At 39.2% G+C, this 17220-nt stretch carries 17 protein-coding genes; 4 read left to right on the forward strand and 13 right to left on the reverse strand.

The genetic code is table 11. The features are described 5' to 3' along the window. Positions 1-79: 79 nt before the first annotated feature. The 4 genes from hemY to BN988_RS05710 form a co-directional block, all read right to left on the reverse strand. Positions 80-1489, reverse strand: a complete 1410-nt coding sequence (gene hemY, locus BN988_RS05695) for a protoporphyrinogen oxidase (RefSeq protein WP_036574015.1) — start codon at positions 1487-1489, stop codon at positions 80-82. After that, entirely contained in the window at positions 1489-2424 is a 936-nt protein-coding gene (hemH, locus tag BN988_RS05700) for a ferrochelatase (protein ID WP_036574018.1), read from the reverse strand. Before hemH ends, hemY begins: the two co-directional genes overlap by 1 nt. Positions 2425-2513: 89 nt before the next feature. Then, positions 2514-3548: a uroporphyrinogen decarboxylase gene (hemE, locus tag BN988_RS05705; RefSeq protein WP_036576407.1), complete on the reverse strand. Its 1035-nt coding sequence runs from the start codon at positions 3546-3548 to the stop codon at positions 2514-2516. A gap of 165 nt (positions 3549-3713) precedes the next feature. Continuing rightward, positions 3714-5876, reverse strand: coding sequence for a transglycosylase domain-containing protein (locus BN988_RS05710; protein ID WP_051557694.1), 2163 nt, complete (start codon positions 5874-5876; stop codon positions 3714-3716). A gap of 159 nt (positions 5877-6035) precedes the next feature. On the opposite strand from BN988_RS05710, the gene BN988_RS05715 reads away from it, so the two are divergent. Next, complete coding sequence (locus tag BN988_RS05715; RefSeq protein ID WP_036574022.1) at positions 6036-6530, forward strand: antibiotic biosynthesis monooxygenase family protein; 495 nt, start codon at positions 6036-6038, stop codon at positions 6528-6530. Between the two features lie 163 nt (positions 6531-6693). Here BN988_RS05715 and BN988_RS05720 read toward each other — a convergent pair whose 3' ends face one another. From BN988_RS05720 to BN988_RS05750, 7 genes are all read right to left on the reverse strand, one after another. Beyond that, a complete protein-coding gene (locus BN988_RS05720; RefSeq protein WP_036574025.1) occupies positions 6694-7173 on the reverse strand; it encodes a thioredoxin family protein in 480 nt (159 codons plus the stop codon). After that, on the reverse strand, positions 7173-7607 hold the full coding sequence (locus BN988_RS05725) for a disulfide oxidoreductase (protein WP_036574027.1): 435 nt from the start codon (positions 7605-7607) through the stop codon (positions 7173-7175). Before BN988_RS05725 ends, BN988_RS05720 begins: the two co-directional genes overlap by 1 nt. A gap of 129 nt (positions 7608-7736) precedes the next feature. Continuing rightward, positions 7737-8369: a response regulator gene (locus BN988_RS05730; protein ID WP_036574029.1), complete on the reverse strand. Its 633-nt coding sequence runs from the start codon at positions 8367-8369 to the stop codon at positions 7737-7739. A gap of 28 nt (positions 8370-8397) precedes the next feature. Next, positions 8398-9435, reverse strand: coding sequence for a sensor histidine kinase (locus tag BN988_RS05735; protein ID WP_036574031.1), 1038 nt, complete (start codon positions 9433-9435; stop codon positions 8398-8400). A 13-nt stretch (positions 9436-9448) separates the two neighbouring features. Further along, positions 9449-10210 carry a cell wall-active antibiotics response protein LiaF gene (liaF, locus tag BN988_RS05740; RefSeq protein WP_036574033.1) on the reverse strand — a complete coding sequence of 254 codons (762 nt, stop codon included), beginning with the start codon at positions 10208-10210 and terminating at the stop codon, positions 9449-9451. 44 nt (positions 10211-10254) lie between these two features. Further along, positions 10255-11499, reverse strand: coding sequence for an MFS transporter (locus BN988_RS05745; protein WP_036574036.1), 1245 nt, complete (start codon positions 11497-11499; stop codon positions 10255-10257). A gap of 89 nt (positions 11500-11588) precedes the next feature. Beyond that, positions 11589-12239 carry a phosphatase PAP2 family protein gene (locus BN988_RS05750; RefSeq protein WP_036574039.1) on the reverse strand — a complete coding sequence of 217 codons (651 nt, stop codon included), beginning with the start codon at positions 12237-12239 and terminating at the stop codon, positions 11589-11591. 102 nt (positions 12240-12341) lie between these two features. Between BN988_RS05750 and BN988_RS05755 the strand changes: the two genes are divergently transcribed. Together BN988_RS05755 and BN988_RS05760 are read left to right on the forward strand one after the other, a co-directional pair. Next, positions 12342-12779 (forward strand): ferritin-like domain-containing protein, encoded by a 438-nt coding sequence (locus BN988_RS05755; RefSeq protein WP_036574041.1) that lies wholly within the window; start codon positions 12342-12344, stop codon positions 12777-12779. Between the two features lie 205 nt (positions 12780-12984). Next, on the forward strand, positions 12985-14157 hold the full coding sequence (locus BN988_RS05760; RefSeq protein ID WP_036574043.1) for a M20 metallopeptidase family protein: 1173 nt from the start codon (positions 12985-12987) through the stop codon (positions 14155-14157). Between the two features lie 70 nt (positions 14158-14227). On the opposite strand, the gene BN988_RS05765 is transcribed toward BN988_RS05760, so the two are convergent. Beyond that, positions 14228-15439 (reverse strand): ABC transporter permease, encoded by a 1212-nt coding sequence (locus BN988_RS05765; RefSeq protein ID WP_036574046.1) that lies wholly within the window; start codon positions 15437-15439, stop codon positions 14228-14230. Continuing rightward, complete coding sequence (locus BN988_RS05770) at positions 15432-16178, reverse strand: ABC transporter ATP-binding protein (protein WP_036574047.1); 747 nt, start codon at positions 16176-16178, stop codon at positions 15432-15434. Before BN988_RS05770 ends, BN988_RS05765 begins: the two co-directional genes overlap by 8 nt. 541 nt (positions 16179-16719) lie before the next feature. Between BN988_RS05770 and BN988_RS05775 the strand changes: the two genes are divergently transcribed. Next, a complete protein-coding gene (locus BN988_RS05775) occupies positions 16720-17145 on the forward strand; it encodes an HIT family protein (protein WP_036574050.1) in 426 nt (141 codons plus the stop codon). The last annotated feature ends 75 nt before the right edge of the window (positions 17146-17220 follow it).

Consider the following 17220-nt stretch of genomic DNA (forward strand, 5'->3'; position numbering starts at 1 on the left):
TTTCACAATAAAACGCTTGGATGCATAGCTATCCAAGCGTTTTTATATGTTCAGATTATACTTCTCAAATGCTAATATATTAGGCCATTTTCAAAAAATCCAATACGTCTTCTACTGCTTTTTCTCCCTGTTCAATACAATCTGGAATGCCAGCACCATCATACGAACATCCTGCCAGATATACTCCAGGAATATGCTCTTGCGCTTTATTTCGTATCTCGGCAAGCCGCTCTAAATGTCCAACCGTATATTGTGGCCGTCCATCTTTCCATCTTGTAATTACACGGAATTCTGGTTTTGCTTTAATCTTCATTGTTTTCTTTAGATCTTTCAGTACAATGTCTGTTATTTCCTCATCTGATAAGTCCACGATTTCTTCGTCACCTGGTTTTCCAACATAACAACGAAGCAGTATCTTCCCATTTGGTGCTGTACTTGGCCACTTCTTATGGGTCCATGTACATGCAGTGATCCGAAAATCACTATTTCGGGTAACTAGGAAGCCTGTCCCATCAATATCTCGCTTAATCGCAGATTGATCGAAGGCTAGCACGACATTTGCTGTCGAGACTGAAGGTACTTCCTGGAAAGGCTTAAAGAAATCATACTGGCTGAACATCTTCGGTACCGTAAAATGAGGCGTTGCCATAATGATAGCATCTGCTTGAAACACGTCCCCATCACTTAATAGGATATGATAGCCATGCTCTTTCTTTTCAATATGGTCAACAGCCGTCTTTAGTTTTACTGTGCCCTCGTCTAACTTATCATGTAATACATGTACCATGGTTTCTAAACCATTCTTAAACGAAAAGAACGCACCAGAGGCCTTAGTCTGATTGTTTTTAGCCGGCTTTGGCATGCTTTTTTTCAAGCCCTTCATTACACTTCCATACTTCTGCTCGAGTTCATAAAAGTTTGGGTAGGTTGCTTTAAGGCTCATTTGATTAATATCACCAGAATGAATTCCAGATAACAAGGATTCAATCTGGTTCACTAATAATTCATTCCCAAATCGGCGTCGGAAAAATTCACCTAGAGATTGATCCCCCTCCTGCTTTCCTTTTGGGATAAATCTCTCCCCTACTGCACGAAACTTCCCCTTACCTGAAAGGAGATGAGAGTTAAGTAATGGGCCAATCTCTTTTGGGACACCCATAAAAGTTCCCTTTGGCATTTTATGTAGCTTGTTTTTTAAAAGAATATAGGATTGACCCGTTGCATTTCGAATCACTTGATCATGTAATCCTAATTCTTCCACAAGCTTAGCTGCTGGTGCCTTTCTCGCTAATAGAGAATCGGGTCCTTGCTCAATTGTAAATCCATCACGTTTCATTGTTTTAATTTTGCCGCCCAGCCGGTCAGATGCTTCCACTAACTTGATGTTTAGCGAAAGTCCTTGCTCCTTCATGGTCTTCTGCAAATAATAGGCAGCGGATAAACCAGTTATCCCGCCACCTACAATTACAATGGATTTAGTTCGACCCATTACACTTCACTCTTCACTTTTTGCAACACCACACCCGCGAGCGTAGTAATAAATTGCGGGTTATCGTTAGGCATTTCCGGGCGATAATAGTTTGCGCCGAGTTCATCACATACCACTTTACATTCGTAATCATTGTCATACAGAACTTCTAAATGGTCTGCAATAAATCCAACTGGAGCGTAAACAAAGGAGCGATAGCCTTTATTATGGTACAGCTCACGAGTTAGATCCTGTACATCTGGCCCAAGCCAAGGATCAGGGGTATTCCCTTCACTTTGCCATCCTAGTTCTACATTTTTAATTCCTGTTTCTTCCTTAATTAACTCTGCTGTTTCGCGAAGCTGTTCCGGGTACGGATCACCGTTTTGCAAAATTTTCTCTGGAAGACTGTGAGCAGAAACAACTAAAACTGCTTTTTCTCGCTCTTCTGGTGTCATTTCAAAGAAAATAGCGCCAATTCGGTCTGACCACAGTTTGATAAAGCCTGGAGCATTATACCAGCTTTCTACTGATTCAATGGTGATGCCATGCTTTGATGCTTCTTCACTTGCACGGGTATTGTATGACTGCACACTGAATGTGGAGTAATGTGGTGCAAGCACGATAGATACTGCTTCTTTAATTCCATCTTTGGCCATTTCATCTACCGCATCTTCGATAAACGGTGCAATATGTTTTAAGCCAATATATGCTTTAAATTCATACTCATCTTGCGCTTCATTTAAATTGGCTTCTAATGCCTTTGCCTGCTTTTCGGTTATTTTGGCTAGAGGAGAAATTCCCCCAATTGCCTTATAACGATCCTTAAGATCTTGAAGTGCATCTTCTGCAGGCTTTCTTCCATGTCGTATATGTGTGTAGTACGGTTCAATATCCTCTTCCTTGTATGGTGTTCCATAAGCCATTACAAGTAAACCTAATTTTTGTTTTCCCATGTTAAGCACCTCTCTATTAAAATTGACAATTCTTTATAAAGTTAATCCTTCCACTAAGGAAAGTTGATACGAATAAGTGATGTATTTATCTATCTTTTGGAATATCTATGAATATATTCTGTTAGTTTTTTTAGGGTTTCCGGTTTGATATCTGGAGTTACCCCATGTCCAAGATTAAATACATGGTTTCCATCTGCTATTCCTTCATCGATTAATGCTTTTGCTCGATCTTCAATGGTTTCCCATTTGGTCAAAAGTAAGGTCGGATCTAAATTCCCCTGAAGTACTTTTGTTACACCAATCTCACGTGCTTCTGTAATAGATGTACGCCAATCAAGGCCAATTACGTCTACTGGTAAGTCGTTCCATTCCATCAGAAGATGTCTTGCTCCCACACCAAACGTTATGAGTGGCACACCGTGCTGCCTTAATTCGGAAAAAATACGGGTCATTACCGGTTTTATAAATACACGGTAATCGGAAGCATTTAAGGCGCCAACCCAAGAATCAAAAATTTGAATAGCTTTTGCTCCTGCCTCGATTTGCGCCTCTACATACGTTATTACCATATCAGCAAGCTTATCCATTAAAGCAAACCAAGCTGCAGAATCGGTGTACATAAATGCTTTTGTTTTATTATAATTTTTCGATGGCCCACCTTCTATCATATAGCTAGCCAACGTAAATGGCGCCCCGCTGAAGCCAATTAAAGGAACGTCCAGTTGCTCTTCTGTCAATAAACGAATCGTGTCCAACACATACGGGACATCTGCTTTTGGATTAATACTTCCTAATTTTTCTACATCCTGAAAATTTGTAATAGGATTGTGTATTACTGGACCAATCCCACTTTTAATTTCTACGTCCACTCCTAATGCAGGGAGTGGAGACATGATATCTTTATACAAAATTGCCGCATCTACACCATAATTTTCAACAGGTAAGCGTGTCACGTATGCACAAAGCTCTGGCTGATGCGTTATTTCAAATAAAGAATACTTCTCCTTCAGCGCACGATATTCTGGCTGTGATCTCCCTGCCTGTCGCATATACCAAACTGGTGTATGGCTCGTCTCTTCACCCTTGTAAGCTTTAATTAACGTGTCATTCATTGTTTTGGCCATGTTATCCATCCTTTATCCACCATAAGAATAATTATCTTCCATAATCGAATCATATATTCCGATTGTAAGCAGAATAAAAACCGCTCTCATAATCCATTATTAACTATAGCGATTAATTTCCCGGCTGTATAGCAAAGCCATTTGATTGTCATGAATTTGTCTAAATTACCAGGATAACTCTACTATATTGGACCTCTTTCCCTCGAGCTTTGTAAGAGGGTCATATGCTGTAATATAGTACTGCTTTGATTGAAACAGGGCATTGCTTATCGTATATTCAGATTGGCCTTCTACCTCTGCAACCCACTCATCGATGCCATCTTCTACTCGATATATTCGATAAACGACACGATCATCATTAGAGCCTTTCCATGTGAGTTTCGCTTGCACGAGTGAGAATCCGCCAAATGTATACGATGCCTTTAGATTTTCTATAACTGGTAACTCAATTGGCTTTTCAAGAGCTACTGCATTTTTCGGCTTTGTAAAGGCCTCCGTTAAGGGTTCTATCTTATCCATCTCTGTCAATATTGCTTTTGTTAACTCTGTAGGATAAGCACTTCCTCCTGTTAAATAGTGGTCCTCATCTGACTGATCATAGCCCATCCATGTTACCATCACATAATCCGGTGTATATCCTGCGAACCATGCATCCTTGGCTTGTCCTTCAACAAATGGATGCTGTGTGGTGCCTGTTTTCCCTGCAAGTTCTTTAGAAAAACTTCCTGCGGTCGCTGTGCCTGTCTCCACCGTCTCTAAAAGCATCTCGGTCATATCCCATGCTACCTGCTCGGTAAACACCTCTGTCTCTTCCGTTTCCGCTTGAAATAGAAGTTCATCATCTGAATTATAAATACGCTCAATTGTATGGGAGTCCACCATTTTGCCACTCCTTGAAAAAGCACTATAGCTATCCAACAGGTCTAATGGCGTAATGCCTTCTGCAAGCCCACCTAATGCGATGGCCAAACCATCATCTTCAATCGAAAGGTTTAGTTTCTGCAAATACTCCTTTGAATAAGAGACACCTAGTTGGTCAAGCAACCATACAGCTGGCGCGTTCTTTGAATATTTAAGTGCATTATAGATGGAAACAGACTCGTCATACTGTCCATCTGCATTTGTGGCAGTATACCCATTGTAATCTAATGCCTGGTCAGGTATGAGCGTATATGGTGTATAGTTATCTTGCATTAGCGCAGGACCATATACAGCTATCGGTTTTATTGTTGAACCAGGCTGTCTCACAACCGAAGCTCGATTTAATTCTCCTAACTGATAGGATCTTCCACCAAGTGCTGACACAATTTTACCTGTGTCCTGTTCCATCATGACGAAAGCCCCCTCAGTTCCTTCTGTATTTCCTGGGAAATAAGCATCATTTTGGAACTGCTGGTAAGCAATACGCTGAGCCTTCGAGTCCATGTTTACGACTATTCGATAGCCTCCGCGTTTTAGCTCCTTAATCGACAAACCATGTTTTTCCGCGGCTTCCTTCATTACTAAATCCACATAACTGTCTGAAGAGGGTTCTGTTTTTCTCTCATTTAATTGTAACCGTAAATCACGATTTTCAGCCTGCAGTCTCTTTTCAGTAGAAAGCAATCCGGCATTTTCCATTGAGCGCAATACAACATTTCTTCGTTCTAATGCTCTGTCAGGATGATCAATTGGTGAATAGCCATTCGGTGCTTTAGCAAGCCCTGCAAGCATAGCGCCTTCCTCCACCGTCAATTCATTTACCGGCTTTGAGAAGAAGAACTTTGCCGCTGTCTCAACACCATAGACCCCTTGGCCAAAGTAAATTTCATTTAAATATAGCTCTAATATTTGATCTTTGGTGAAGCGCTGTTCCATATATATGGCTGCCATTACTTCTTTCGTTTTCCTCATCAATGTTTTATCATGATGAAGAAATAAGTTCTTTGCTAGTTGTTGCGTGATAGTACTTGCACCTTCCACTTTTTCCATGGCTACAATATCACGGACAAGCGCACGCATTACAGACCGGATATCAACGCCTGCATGGTCATAAAAACGTCGATCCTCAATAGCAATGAATGCATTCTTGACATGATCCGGAATTTTGTCTATCGATACTAGATCACGATTTTCGTTATAAAGTCTCCCGATAATCGTCCCATCTTCCATCTCTATGGTGGAAGTAGAGTCAAGGAGAAATGCTTCTTCGTCCACTACTAAACCGCCACCATATAAAATAAGGACAAAGCCGATCAAACTCAGGACCAAGACAGCAATAAAACTATAGAGAATTCCTTTAACATACTTGGGAGTTCTCCTTTTAATACCAGTACGTTCCTTTTTCATTTGTTCACCTCTACACATATCCCATTATACGACAGATTCCTACATTCTTAAAGCTTAATACTTCATATCACTTAATAATTATTTTAAATAATTCATTTGACTAATTCTTGTATTCATAGGGTAATATAATAATAGTGATGGAAGGAAGGGTGAAAAACCATGAAAGCATTTATGACGAACGGAACCATTGATTTTCTTTTAAAGCTGGATGAAAAGCATAAGGATATTCCGTTTCATTTTATGACTAGCAATAGTAATGGGTTAGCTTATTATGAAGGAAGCAAGAAAAGTGTCTTTAGTGCTGGACGGGAGTACGACATCCTTATTGAAAAAGGTGACATTTTAGATGATGGCTATGTTGTAATGAACAACATTCCCGTGATAGAGGATGGGCAGGCTTCCTTTGAAGCGCGCTTTAAGAAACGAGGAAACGACGTGGACATGATGCCAGGTTTTCAAGCATTTCGCTTTTTAAAACCACGAAAAGGGAACACGTATGTAGTATTCACTCAGTGGCAGTCTGAACAGGACTTCGAGAACTGGAAAAACTCCGAGCAATTTAAGCAATCACACAAAGGTCAAGCAACAAAACCACCTGCTTATTATGCCGATAAACCTTTCATTACCACTTACCATATGTTTGATAAAGAGTAAAAAAGGATATGATTCAGCAGTTTGGTAACATAAAAGCCGGGCGAAGATTCGAAAACGTTTTGAGTAGTTTTCCAGCCTTCGTCCGGCCATTTTTCTCTTGATATTATCATATATAAATACTATCCAGCGCAGCATTCACCGTAGCTAGGATTAGGCTGGCATTTTACTTTATTACATATTGATCAAAAAATTGTTGGAAGTTTTCTTCTGGCACTTGGCCTACAATTCTTCCTTGTTCTTCTCCATTCTCAAAGTGAATAAGGGTTGGTGTGGACTCAATGCCATATACATTCCATTGATCTTTGAACTCAAGAAGGTTCATTTTTTTCATGTCCACATTATTGTCTTCTGCAAGTGGTACAAGGTAAGGAGTGGTGTTTTGGCAGTGTACACATTCTGGGTTATAAAAATAAACGGTCACAGCCTCGCCACTTTCTACTTGTTCACTCAGCTCATCGGGCATAATCTGGTTTCCGTAATTTGGATCATCAAGTTGGTCAATTGTGCTTTGCTCAAGTTTTTTATCTCCATAAGGATTATCATTGTTTTCCACTGTCTGGTTATTCTTATAGTCTATAACAAAATATAAACCTGCAAATAATAGAACAATTACTCCAACAAATACGAGTATCTTTTTCTGCATTATTTACTCTCCTTTATTTCTTTGATTAATAACAAATGTAATACGAAGATAACAATAAATGCGATCCCGGCAAGGAACGGAATGGTAATGAATCCGAAGTAATTAACATAAGCCACATTACATGGAACTAAACCACAGCCATCACCGGCTTCCTGCAGGGCAGGTAGCTTTTGAACCAGATAATGATAAAGAGAAACAAACATACCTATCCCACTTAAAATTAAACCTGGTAGGGCAATAGATACTTGTTTTTTAAATGCAGCTACTCCGTATATGATGACCAACGGATACATGAGGATACGTTGAATCCAGCATAATTCGCATGGGGTATATCCCATCACTTCGGAGAAAAACAAACTACCTGCAAGGGCTATAAAAGCCTGCGCCCAAATAAGTAATAACAGATTTTCCGCTTTCTTCGTTAGATTAGTCATTTTTTAAATCCTCTCATTTAATCGTTACATTGGTATTATACAAATGCGAAGAGAAAAAAACAAAGGGATTGTCTTATTTTCAAATTCTTTTTAAATCTTACTTCTGTCTTTACTCCGTCCACTATTCTTCTATTCTTTTATTAATTGCTGTTTATGTACATACACTGCTGCCTGGGTACGATCTTGTACTTCTAATTTGGATAGAATGTTACTAACATGTGTCTTAACCGTCTTTATTCCAATATAAAGCTTCTCGCTTATTTCCTGATTCGTCATTCCGTTCCCAATACAAAGCAGCACTTCTCTTTCTCTTTCCGTCAAAGCATCATGCAGCTTTTTCTCTTCCGTACGAAAACTCGACAACATCTTTCCAGCAACTTTCGGTTCAATCACATTTTCTCCCATAGCTGCTTTTTTTATAGCGGCAAGAATATCTGTCGCAGAGGAGGTTTTCAACAGATAACTAAATGCACCTGCCTCAATAGCAGGGAAAACCTGTTCATCATCATAATAGCTTGTTAGAATAATAATTTTAATCGAAGGATCTGATTTTAAAATGCGCTTGGTTGCATCAACACCCGTACCATTCTCCATCATTAAATCCATGAGGACAACATCTGGTTTTTCTTTTAAAATTAAGGCAGCGCCATCATTACCACTTGAAGCCTCACCAATTACATCAATTTCTTCATCAGTTTGTAAATAAGCAATAATTCCTTTACGTACTACTTGATGATCATCTACTACTATTACACGTATCATATTATCTCCCCTTCCCCTTCTTCCATTTTTAGCATGGTATGCGAATGGTTATATGGGTTCCTTCGTCTTGATCAGATCGAAGGACAAATGTCCCACCAAGCTCCTCGGAACGTTCCTGCATCGTTTTTAACCCATAGGATGCCTTTTTTTCCACTCTATGATTCACATCAAATCCTTTTCCATTATCGCGGATATGGATAAACAATTCTTTAGCACGCGTTGCAATATCTAGTCTAACTTCTGTAGCGTTCGCATGACGTAAAATATTGGAGAGCGCTTCCTGGATAATCCGAAACACGTGATCCTCTATCGTCTCTGTAAGTGCTAAATCCTCTTCTATTGCTAGTTGAAAGCGTGTATTACTCTTTTGCTTCAGTTCCTCTACTAATTTACTAACACCAGTAGATAATGAATCTCCCGATAGATGAACGGGCCGCAAATGCAACAGAAGTGCCCGCATTTCTGTCTGAGATTGTAGCGCAGATTTCGCGACTTCCTCCATTTGTTTTTTAGCTGTTACAGGATTTTTATCTAGTTGCTTTAATGCCGCTTCTGACATCATTGTTAAGGCAAAAAGCTGTTGACTTACAGCATCATGTAGGTCCCTGGCTAACCGTTGGCGTTCTTCGATTACAGCAGCTTTATGTGCTGATTTTGCATAATCTGCTTTTTCATCGGCCATTCGCTGCAAGGATTTCACCTGATTTTGCAACTTCTCACCAAGTTCGTTCATTTCATTACCGATTCTCGCCAGTTCATCTCCTTCGTTATAATAAACACGAGATTGATAGTTACCATTAGCAAACTGTGTAATGAGGACAGACAAATAGTCAAGTCGTTCCTTCATATCTCCACTTGATTTAAAACCAGTATATAGAGAAATAATGATGGCTAGTACAAAATATAAAGAAATGAAGAGAAAAATACTATGCGGCGTTAACCATTCTGGTTCGATTAAGACATAGATGGAGAGCAATATTGACAAAATAGTTACCGTTGTAAGAAATACACCGTATAAATGGGAGCGTATATAACTATATCGTATACTCGAAAAACGTTTATTCATGTTTAGCGCCCCCTTATACATAGTCGATTCTAATTGAACCGGCCTTTAAACGAATATGAAAATCAATTTTCTGTACGGCGTGTTCGTAATCCTCTGTTTCATAGTCGAGAGATCGATTTATACCATCCACATTTTTTCCAACCACCTCAATATCCCCTGATTTAACAGAAGCATGTACTTTAAATGGCACATCCTCCGGTATTAAAATAGTCACATCACCTGCCAGCGAGCTAATGGAGACGGGTGTTCTTTTTTCAGGAATGAAAGCCTTTGAAAAGTCAAAGTAGAAGTCACCGGCCATGTTATTCAAGTTCATGGGTTCTAGTTTCCAGTTAGGAGACGTGTACTCATAACTGCCGACAGAGAAGAAAGAAGAATTATGGGATTTCTGGGATTTATCTGTATAGAAATCTTCGTCTTTACTACTATATGTTACAAAGTATTTCTTTCTCCCAATTAAGAGAAAACCGACATAAATAATAAGAAGTGGCCACAATTTAAATATGTCTCCCAATGTAAACGAGATATATTCAAATCTATCAAGAAGCAGTAAGGAACCGGCCACAAGGAATAACGATCCAAAGATCCAGCTCCCTCCCCTTCTTTTCCAATAATCCAATAACCATTTGCAACCAATCACCACAAAGAAGGTAGGATATATATAGAGCCAGGCTGCGTTAAAATCAAATGCAATTAATCCAATGTTAGAGAGAACTAGCATGATGCCTAAAGCAATTAACAATACTGCTAGAAAATAACGTATAAAACTTTTCATATACGATTCCCCCCTTCCTATTTTTTTGTTTAAAAATACTGTTCTTACGACTCTACTACAAATTCCTTCAAGCGTTTATTCCTAATCGTGTTTAGCGCAATTCCTGTTATGACTAACCCGCTTACGATTATAATGACTTGTATTTGGACACCTACTGCAATTAATAAAGACGTCACTGCATAGGAAACAGGGACCAATCCTGATGATACTGTCATCAGCAAGCTCATTATTCTGCCAAGCATGCGCTTCTCTGTTGTCTGCTGAAGCATTGTCATAATAGGTATGTTTACAATCTGCATGGCAAACGCCATGACAAAGACCAACGCTGCTGTCATCCCTAATATTGTAGACGTACCAATAAAAGTGTAAATAATACCAAGTCCGATTAATCCGCGAATTACTGCTATACCTGGTTTTTTAAATGAGACAACCGCCAAAAATACAGCTCCCATTAATGCTCCTATACCCATCGACATTTGAACGGTTGCCAGACTGACAGCACTTCCATGAAAAATGTCCTTCACGATAATCGGTATTCCAATGGTAAACGGCCCTGTAAAGAAAAAATTAAGAAAGAATGATACGGAAACGATAGAAACGATCAGTTGATTCTTTTTTGCGTATACGAGCCCTTCCTTTAAATCAACCCAAGGTGTTTGGATTGTTCTTTCCTCTGTATCTTCTTTTTTCAAACGGATAAACAATACGATAATAGAAGCAATAAATAACATGCACATGGCTACAGTAAATACGCCTGTAAAACCAAGAACAGCGATTAGAGTTCCACCTAAAGCCGGCCCAGCTATCGGACTGATTTGCGCAGTCATTTGAATTAAAGAATTTCCCCTTTGTAGCTGATTCTTTTCCAAAACCATCGGGGTCAAGGAGTTTATAACAGGGTAGCTGAATGCATCCGATATACCGAATAACGCAGCAAGCGTGATAAGATGCCATGCCGTGACAGAGTCCGTTATTAAAATAAGGATCAGGATGAGAATTAAAACAGCCCGTGATAAATCTGATATAAACAAAATGAGTCGCTTGTTAACTCGATCAGCAACTACCCCCCCAAAAGATAGCAACAACAACCTAGGGATAGAAGCTGCTAGAAAGAGCATTCCGAAATAAAAACGGTTTTCACTAAGCGAGAGCATTAACCATTCCGCCCCTATTAAATAGACATAATAACCAGGTGAAGATAGAAATGCGCTTAAAAACAATAAAATAAAGTTACGATTTTTCATTAATGGTACGTGTAAGGCATCCTGCGTACGGACTGATACATCCATTGAAACTACCTCCCTCAATTCATCTCTTACTTATCATACAAAAACAATGGAGTGAGGGGGACAGTCTGCGGATTGCTTTTAACTCCGTCTTAAGACTGGATCTTTTTCCGTCTATGTCTAAGTTTTTCGTAAAGGAAAATCATAACGAGCACCCAGAGATACCCAAGTATGAAACCTGCCATGACATCTGTTAGATAATGTACATTGATGACATACCTACTTATCCCTATTAAGAGGATTAAAAAGGCAAGTCCGCCTTGAATTAACTTTTTCGCTTTTGGCCTCTTTACAAGCTGGACGATAAAATAAGCGAGTAAGCCATAACAAACCATCGATATCATCGCATGTCCGGATGGAAAACTGTATCCTTCAGCATTTGCCGCAACAAGAATGCTGGGTCTTTCACGTTGCACTACATGTTTAATCCACACATTAATTACGTGAGCGCCCCAAGTGCCACCAGCGAATACCAAAACAGGTAAAATCGTTCGGTACTTCCAATATAGAATAACTGCCATTATGACAACAAGAGGGATTACGAAATGAGATGATCCTAATTCCGTTATCCAACGGAAACCAGTATAGAATTGGGAATCTACTGCAAGACCTTCTACAGGATCTCTTGTCCACTGGTCCATATATGGCAATGTTCCATTTAAAATTTTCGTTATCCACAAACCTATCATCACTACTACTGCAACAAGTAATACAAGTAATAGATAATTCTTCTTCGATCGCATTCATTTATCCCTCCTCTCTTTATGATACCTTAAATGTAGTTTCAAAAACACTGAGGAGGGAAAGATATAAACGGATAAAAAAATATAAAAGGCGGGATTAAAATGGAAAAAGAATTACAACAATTAATTGATGGATTAAACGTGGACTTAGCTAATGAATATGGCGCTGCCATTCAATATACGTACAGTGCTTCTGTAGTTACAGGACTTTATCGTTCTGCATTAAAGCCATTTTTTGAAGCGGAGATTAATGATGAACTTGGCCATGCCCTTTATTTATCAGAGAAAATTAAATCACTTGGTGGAACCCCAACAACAAAGGCAGCTGAGATTCCACAACCTACTGAAGTGAAGGAACTGTTAAAAGCAGCTCTTCAATCTGAAACTGACACAATCGAGCGTTACGAGGAGCGAAAAAAACAAGCAGAAAATCTTGGTTTCACGGAGCTTGTTGTAAAATTAGAAGATCTTATTTCTGATGAGACACATCACAAAGAAGAAATTGAACGTTTATTAGAAGATCCGCGTTTATCCGAATAAACAGCTACGTAGGTAGTTTTAAAGCGTATAGATGATCACTTGCCCCCATTGGCCGTCTTAATTCGGTCGTTGGGGGCTTTAACCTTCTCTTACCCCAAATTAGATATTAATTCTTACTTAGCAAGCCTGAATTTAGATTTACCTCCCCACTTTCTCTCTGAAATGTTATAATAATTAGAAATTAATTTCATCAAGGGGGATTTATATGCTACAAGACATCCATGCAGCCATAGACAAATTGTATGATGAAATGGTAGAAACCAGACGATATTTACATCAGCATCCAGAATTATCTTTTAAGGAAACGAAAACAGTCAAGTATATAGCAGATTACTACGAAAAGATTGGCATTCCATACAAGACAGGCGTGGGAGGCAATGGGGTCATTGCTACATTAAAAGGTGGGAAACCAGGTAAGACTATTGCACTACGAGCAGATTTTGATGCGTTACCGATACAAGACGAAAAAGATGTTCCTTATAAATCCAAAGTGGACGGTGTTATGCATGCATGTGGCCATGATGGACACACAGCTTCTTTGCTCGCTTTAGCTAAAGCAATGCAACAATTCCAGGATGAACTACCAGGTACGATTGAATTTTTACATCAACATGCAGAAGAATATGCACCCGGTGGAGCAAAGCCGATTGTGGAATCTGGCGCACTCGAGCATGTGGATGCAGTATTTGGGACCCACTTATGGGCTACAACCCCTCTTGGTGTTTTACAGACATCTGAGGACGTTTTTATGGCAGGTGCCGATCGATTCACTATTACAATTCAAGGATTAGGTGGCCATGGCGCCTACCCACATGAAACAAAGGATTCCATCGTGATTGCAGCTCAGCTCATTACCCAGCTTCAACAGATTGTTTCCCGTAGGCTTGATCCGCTAGACACAGCTGTCGTGACAGTAGGAATATTCGAAGCAGGGAAAGCCTTTAATGTAATTGCAGATAAAGCAACGCTGACTGGAACCGTCCGTTATCTAAATCCAGCAATACAAGAAAACCTTATTGCGGAAATGGAGAAAATTATTAAAGGGGTCTGTATTTCTAATGATGCGGACTACACGTTCGACTATACAAAAGGCTATCCTCCGTTAATCAATCATGCTGAAGAAGCCAAACTTGTCTTGGAAGCAAGCAAGGCAGTACACGATATTCATACTCGTGAAACGGTTGTACCTGTAATGGGAGGAGAAGATTTCGCTTACTACACCTTACACAAACCTGGTGCCTATTTCTTCACAGGAGCAAACCTAGAAGGAAATCCATATCCTCATCATCATCCTAAATTTGATATTGACGAACGCGCCTTACCAATCGCAGCAAAAACCTTAATTACAGCCTATATGGCGTATCAGGAACGCTCTTAAACAAAAATCCCGTCACCAGCAATAGCTGTGGACGGGATTTTTGACATTTTAAAAAGTGCACCGCTTTTATTTACACGAGCTTGGCTTTTACATAGCCATTAATAAATAGGAAGTTAAAAAGTATACCACCTAGCAATGTAATGGCAAATCCGATATAGGCTTGGGTAAATAAAAAGACTAGGGAAAAAATCACAGTTTGTCCAATAGATAGCTGATACAATAATTTCGTCACAGCTTGCTGTTTTGGCTTCGTCTCAACCGGGTAAATATCGAGCCATATATTCGTACGATGATGCTGATAAATCGTCATCATTTGAAAACAGCTTAAATAAAGAAATAGTACTGCAAAAATAATCTTCATCCATACATTCGGAATATAATAGATGAATAATCCCCCAATAACAATCAAGCGTACATACATACCGAGGTAATCGCCACTTCGTATAAAGGTAATTCGATATAGATAATCAAACGTATTCTTTTTATTCACCGAAAGATTGCTTACGAGAGAAACAAGCCATTGTCGTTTTTTCACTCGATTTTTCAAATGAGGAACATCTGCAAACATATTTGCGATTCGATAGAAGGTCTGCATTCGATTCTGATCCTTTTCAACAAGGAGGTCCCAAACAATGCCAGCCTGTTTTCGAGATACATTCAAAACATACAGAAAAAGAAGTGCAAACATTACAGAGGTGATTCCTGCCATCAGCATATTACCACTAATTATAAAATAAAACACGACTACATTTAACACAGTTCTTACAGCCAGATCAAGCCTTCTTGTACCTGGCTCGCGTACCCTTAACATCCACCAATTAGCAATTAAATTCCCTGCTTTGAACACTAGCACAATTGCAATGCTCAAAAGGTACATTTGTCCACTCCTGTCAGGAAAGGATGCAAAATAAAGTGGTCCAAACGCTGCTGCTACCAAGAGAACAAGATATAATTGGATAACAAAACTGTAAAGAAGCGCATTTCGAAAATATGCATGCATTTTCGTTTCCGCGGCTATTAAGAAAACAAGGTCAGGCTCCTTAAGTAGTGTACGAACAGGACTATAACTTACAAGCAACCCGAGGGCCACCCCCATAATACCTGCTGTGGGAAAATCTTCTGGTAAGCCTACAAGCCACTGCTGATAGTAATAAGCAAGTGCCGAAATAAAAAACAACATGGCCACAGCAATATGACCATTGAAAATGTATTTCAAGTAACGACTTGTTTCTTTGATGTGAACAGAAAGTCGCTTTTTATAAAAATCATGAGAATCAAACATGGCTATCTTCTTCTTTCGTGAGCTGTACATACAAATCATCTAACGTTGCATGAGGCATATTAAAACTATTACGAAGCTCTTCCAATGTTCCCATTGCCCGGATTTCTCCTTCATGCAAAATAACAAAACGATCACAATAACGCTCAGCTGTAGCAAGAATATGGGTCGACATTAACACCCCAGACCCATTCTCTTTCATTTCTTCCATTAACTGAAGGTAGGATTGAATACCAAGTGGATCCAGTCCGACGAAAGGCTCGTCCACAATATAGAGTGGCGGTTCAATCAGAAAGGCGCACATGATCATCACTTTTTGCCTCATTCCTTTTGAAAAGTGAACGGGAAACCAATTTAGTCTTTTCTCCATTCGAAATTCCTTTAACAATGGTGGCAGTCGCTTTTCAAACAATTCTTCAGAAATATCATAGGCCATTGCTGTTAATTTCAAGTGCTCGTGTAACGTAAGCTCATCATACAATATGGGCATTTCCGGTATGTAGGCAAGTTGGTTGCGATAAGACGCTGGACTCTCTTGGAATGTTTTTCCGTTAACCGAGACAGACCCTTTTTTAGCCTGCATTAACCCTATGATATGTTTAATAGTCGTACTTTTTCCAGCACCATTAAGGCCGATTAATCCAACAATCTCCTTTGGATAAACATCAAATGAGATACCATGCAAAACATTTTTATGGGTGTATCCTCCATGTAAATTCTCGATATGTAATAATGATTCCACAACGGCTCCTCCTCTTCATCTTCTTTATTTTATCACTACCTGGAATGAATGCCAAAGTAAACTGTACCTTGAATTTTGACAAAAAACGTGCCTGTCCTGCATATTTTTTTAATTTGGTTGCAAACTAGTATTAGAAGGGCGGAGGTTTCCAATCCAATCATTTCACTTAAACCACAAATGAGGTGTTAGTGATCGAGTAGCGAAAGAAGTTTCCACACTGACCGAGGTGTTCGTGATCGAAATCTAATCTAAAATTTGTGAATTTAGCAAATGAGGTGTTTGCGAAAGGTAACCAAATGTAATAACCACTTTTGCCAGCATATCTCAGAGAAATACTGAGATTTTGACAAAAAGGTTTACGTAACCAACCGTTCATGCACATGCATAAACTGTACGCGTTTACGAAGTCCCCGCATTTTCGTTATACCCCTTCGCCTTTCTTAGCGCAGGCATCGCTCATTGTGAGTGATGCCTGTTTCTTTGCAATAAACCCGTATCCTCTATACAATAAAGAATAATTAAACGAAGGGGTGAATTAGCAATGACTCATGACGATTGTATTTTCTGTAAAATAATTAACGGAGATATTCCTTCTGCCAAGGTGTATGAGGATGAGCATGTTTATGCTTTTCTGGACATTAGCCAGGTTACCAAAGGCCATACCCTTGTCATACCAAAACAACACACAAAAAATATTTACGAAACTTCACCAGAAGTAGCGAGTGAACTATTTGGCCGTGTTCCATTAATAGCCAATGCAATTAAGAAGGCCTATAATCCCATTGGAATGAACCTTTTGAATAACAATGAAAAACCAGCAGATCAGTCAGTCTTCCATTTGCACATTCATATACTTCCTAGATATGGGGATGGAGATGGCTATAAATCCAATTGGACTGTACATTCAGACGAGTATACATCAGAAGATTTAACAAAAATAGCCAATGAGATTGGAAATGCAATGTAGCATAAATTATTTCCAAGTGAATTAAAAAGTAGTACTTTTTATTTGCCCATGTATTTGGTATAATTATAGTACATT

Origin of the sequence: Oceanobacillus picturae, from assembly GCF_000612865.1 — a bacterium.
Lineage (GTDB): Bacteria > Bacillota > Bacilli > Bacillales > Amphibacillaceae > Oceanobacillus_B > Oceanobacillus_B jordanicus.

Bases quoted from the DNA above. Each gene is read 5' to 3' on its own strand.
- hemY (WP_036574015.1), bottom strand. From the start codon at position 1,489: ATGGGTCGAACTAAATCCATTGTAATTGTAGGTGGCGGGATAACTGGT.
- hemH (WP_036574018.1), bottom strand. From the start codon at position 2,424: ATGGGAAAACAAAAATTAGGTTTACTTGTAATGGCTTATGGAACACCA.
- hemE (WP_036576407.1), bottom strand. From the start codon at position 3,548: ATGGCCAAAACAATGAATGACACGTTAATTAAAGCTTACAAGGGTGAA.
- BN988_RS05710 (WP_051557694.1), bottom strand. From the start codon at position 5,876: ATGAAAAAGGAACGTACTGGTATTAAAAGGAGAACTCCCAAGTATGTT.
- BN988_RS05715 (WP_036574022.1), top strand. From the start codon at position 6,036: ATGAAAGCATTTATGACGAACGGAACCATTGATTTTCTTTTAAAGCTG.
- BN988_RS05720 (WP_036574025.1), bottom strand. From the start codon at position 7,173: ATGCAGAAAAAGATACTCGTATTTGTTGGAGTAATTGTTCTATTATTT.
- BN988_RS05725 (WP_036574027.1), bottom strand. From the start codon at position 7,607: ATGACTAATCTAACGAAGAAAGCGGAAAATCTGTTATTACTTATTTGG.
- BN988_RS05730 (WP_036574029.1), bottom strand. From the start codon at position 8,369: ATGATACGTGTAATAGTAGTAGATGATCATCAAGTAGTACGTAAAGGA.
- BN988_RS05735 (WP_036574031.1), bottom strand. From the start codon at position 9,435: ATGAATAAACGTTTTTCGAGTATACGATATAGTTATATACGCTCCCAT.
- liaF (WP_036574033.1), bottom strand. From the start codon at position 10,210: ATGAAAAGTTTTATACGTTATTTTCTAGCAGTATTGTTAATTGCTTTA.
- BN988_RS05745 (WP_036574036.1), bottom strand. From the start codon at position 11,499: ATGGATGTATCAGTCCGTACGCAGGATGCCTTACACGTACCATTAATG.
- BN988_RS05750 (WP_036574039.1), bottom strand. From the start codon at position 12,239: ATGCGATCGAAGAAGAATTATCTATTACTTGTATTACTTGTTGCAGTA.
- BN988_RS05755 (WP_036574041.1), top strand. From the start codon at position 12,342: ATGGAAAAAGAATTACAACAATTAATTGATGGATTAAACGTGGACTTA.
- BN988_RS05760 (WP_036574043.1), top strand. From the start codon at position 12,985: ATGCTACAAGACATCCATGCAGCCATAGACAAATTGTATGATGAAATG.
- BN988_RS05765 (WP_036574046.1), bottom strand. From the start codon at position 15,439: ATGTTTGATTCTCATGATTTTTATAAAAAGCGACTTTCTGTTCACATC.
- BN988_RS05775 (WP_036574050.1), top strand. From the start codon at position 16,720: ATGACTCATGACGATTGTATTTTCTGTAAAATAATTAACGGAGATATT.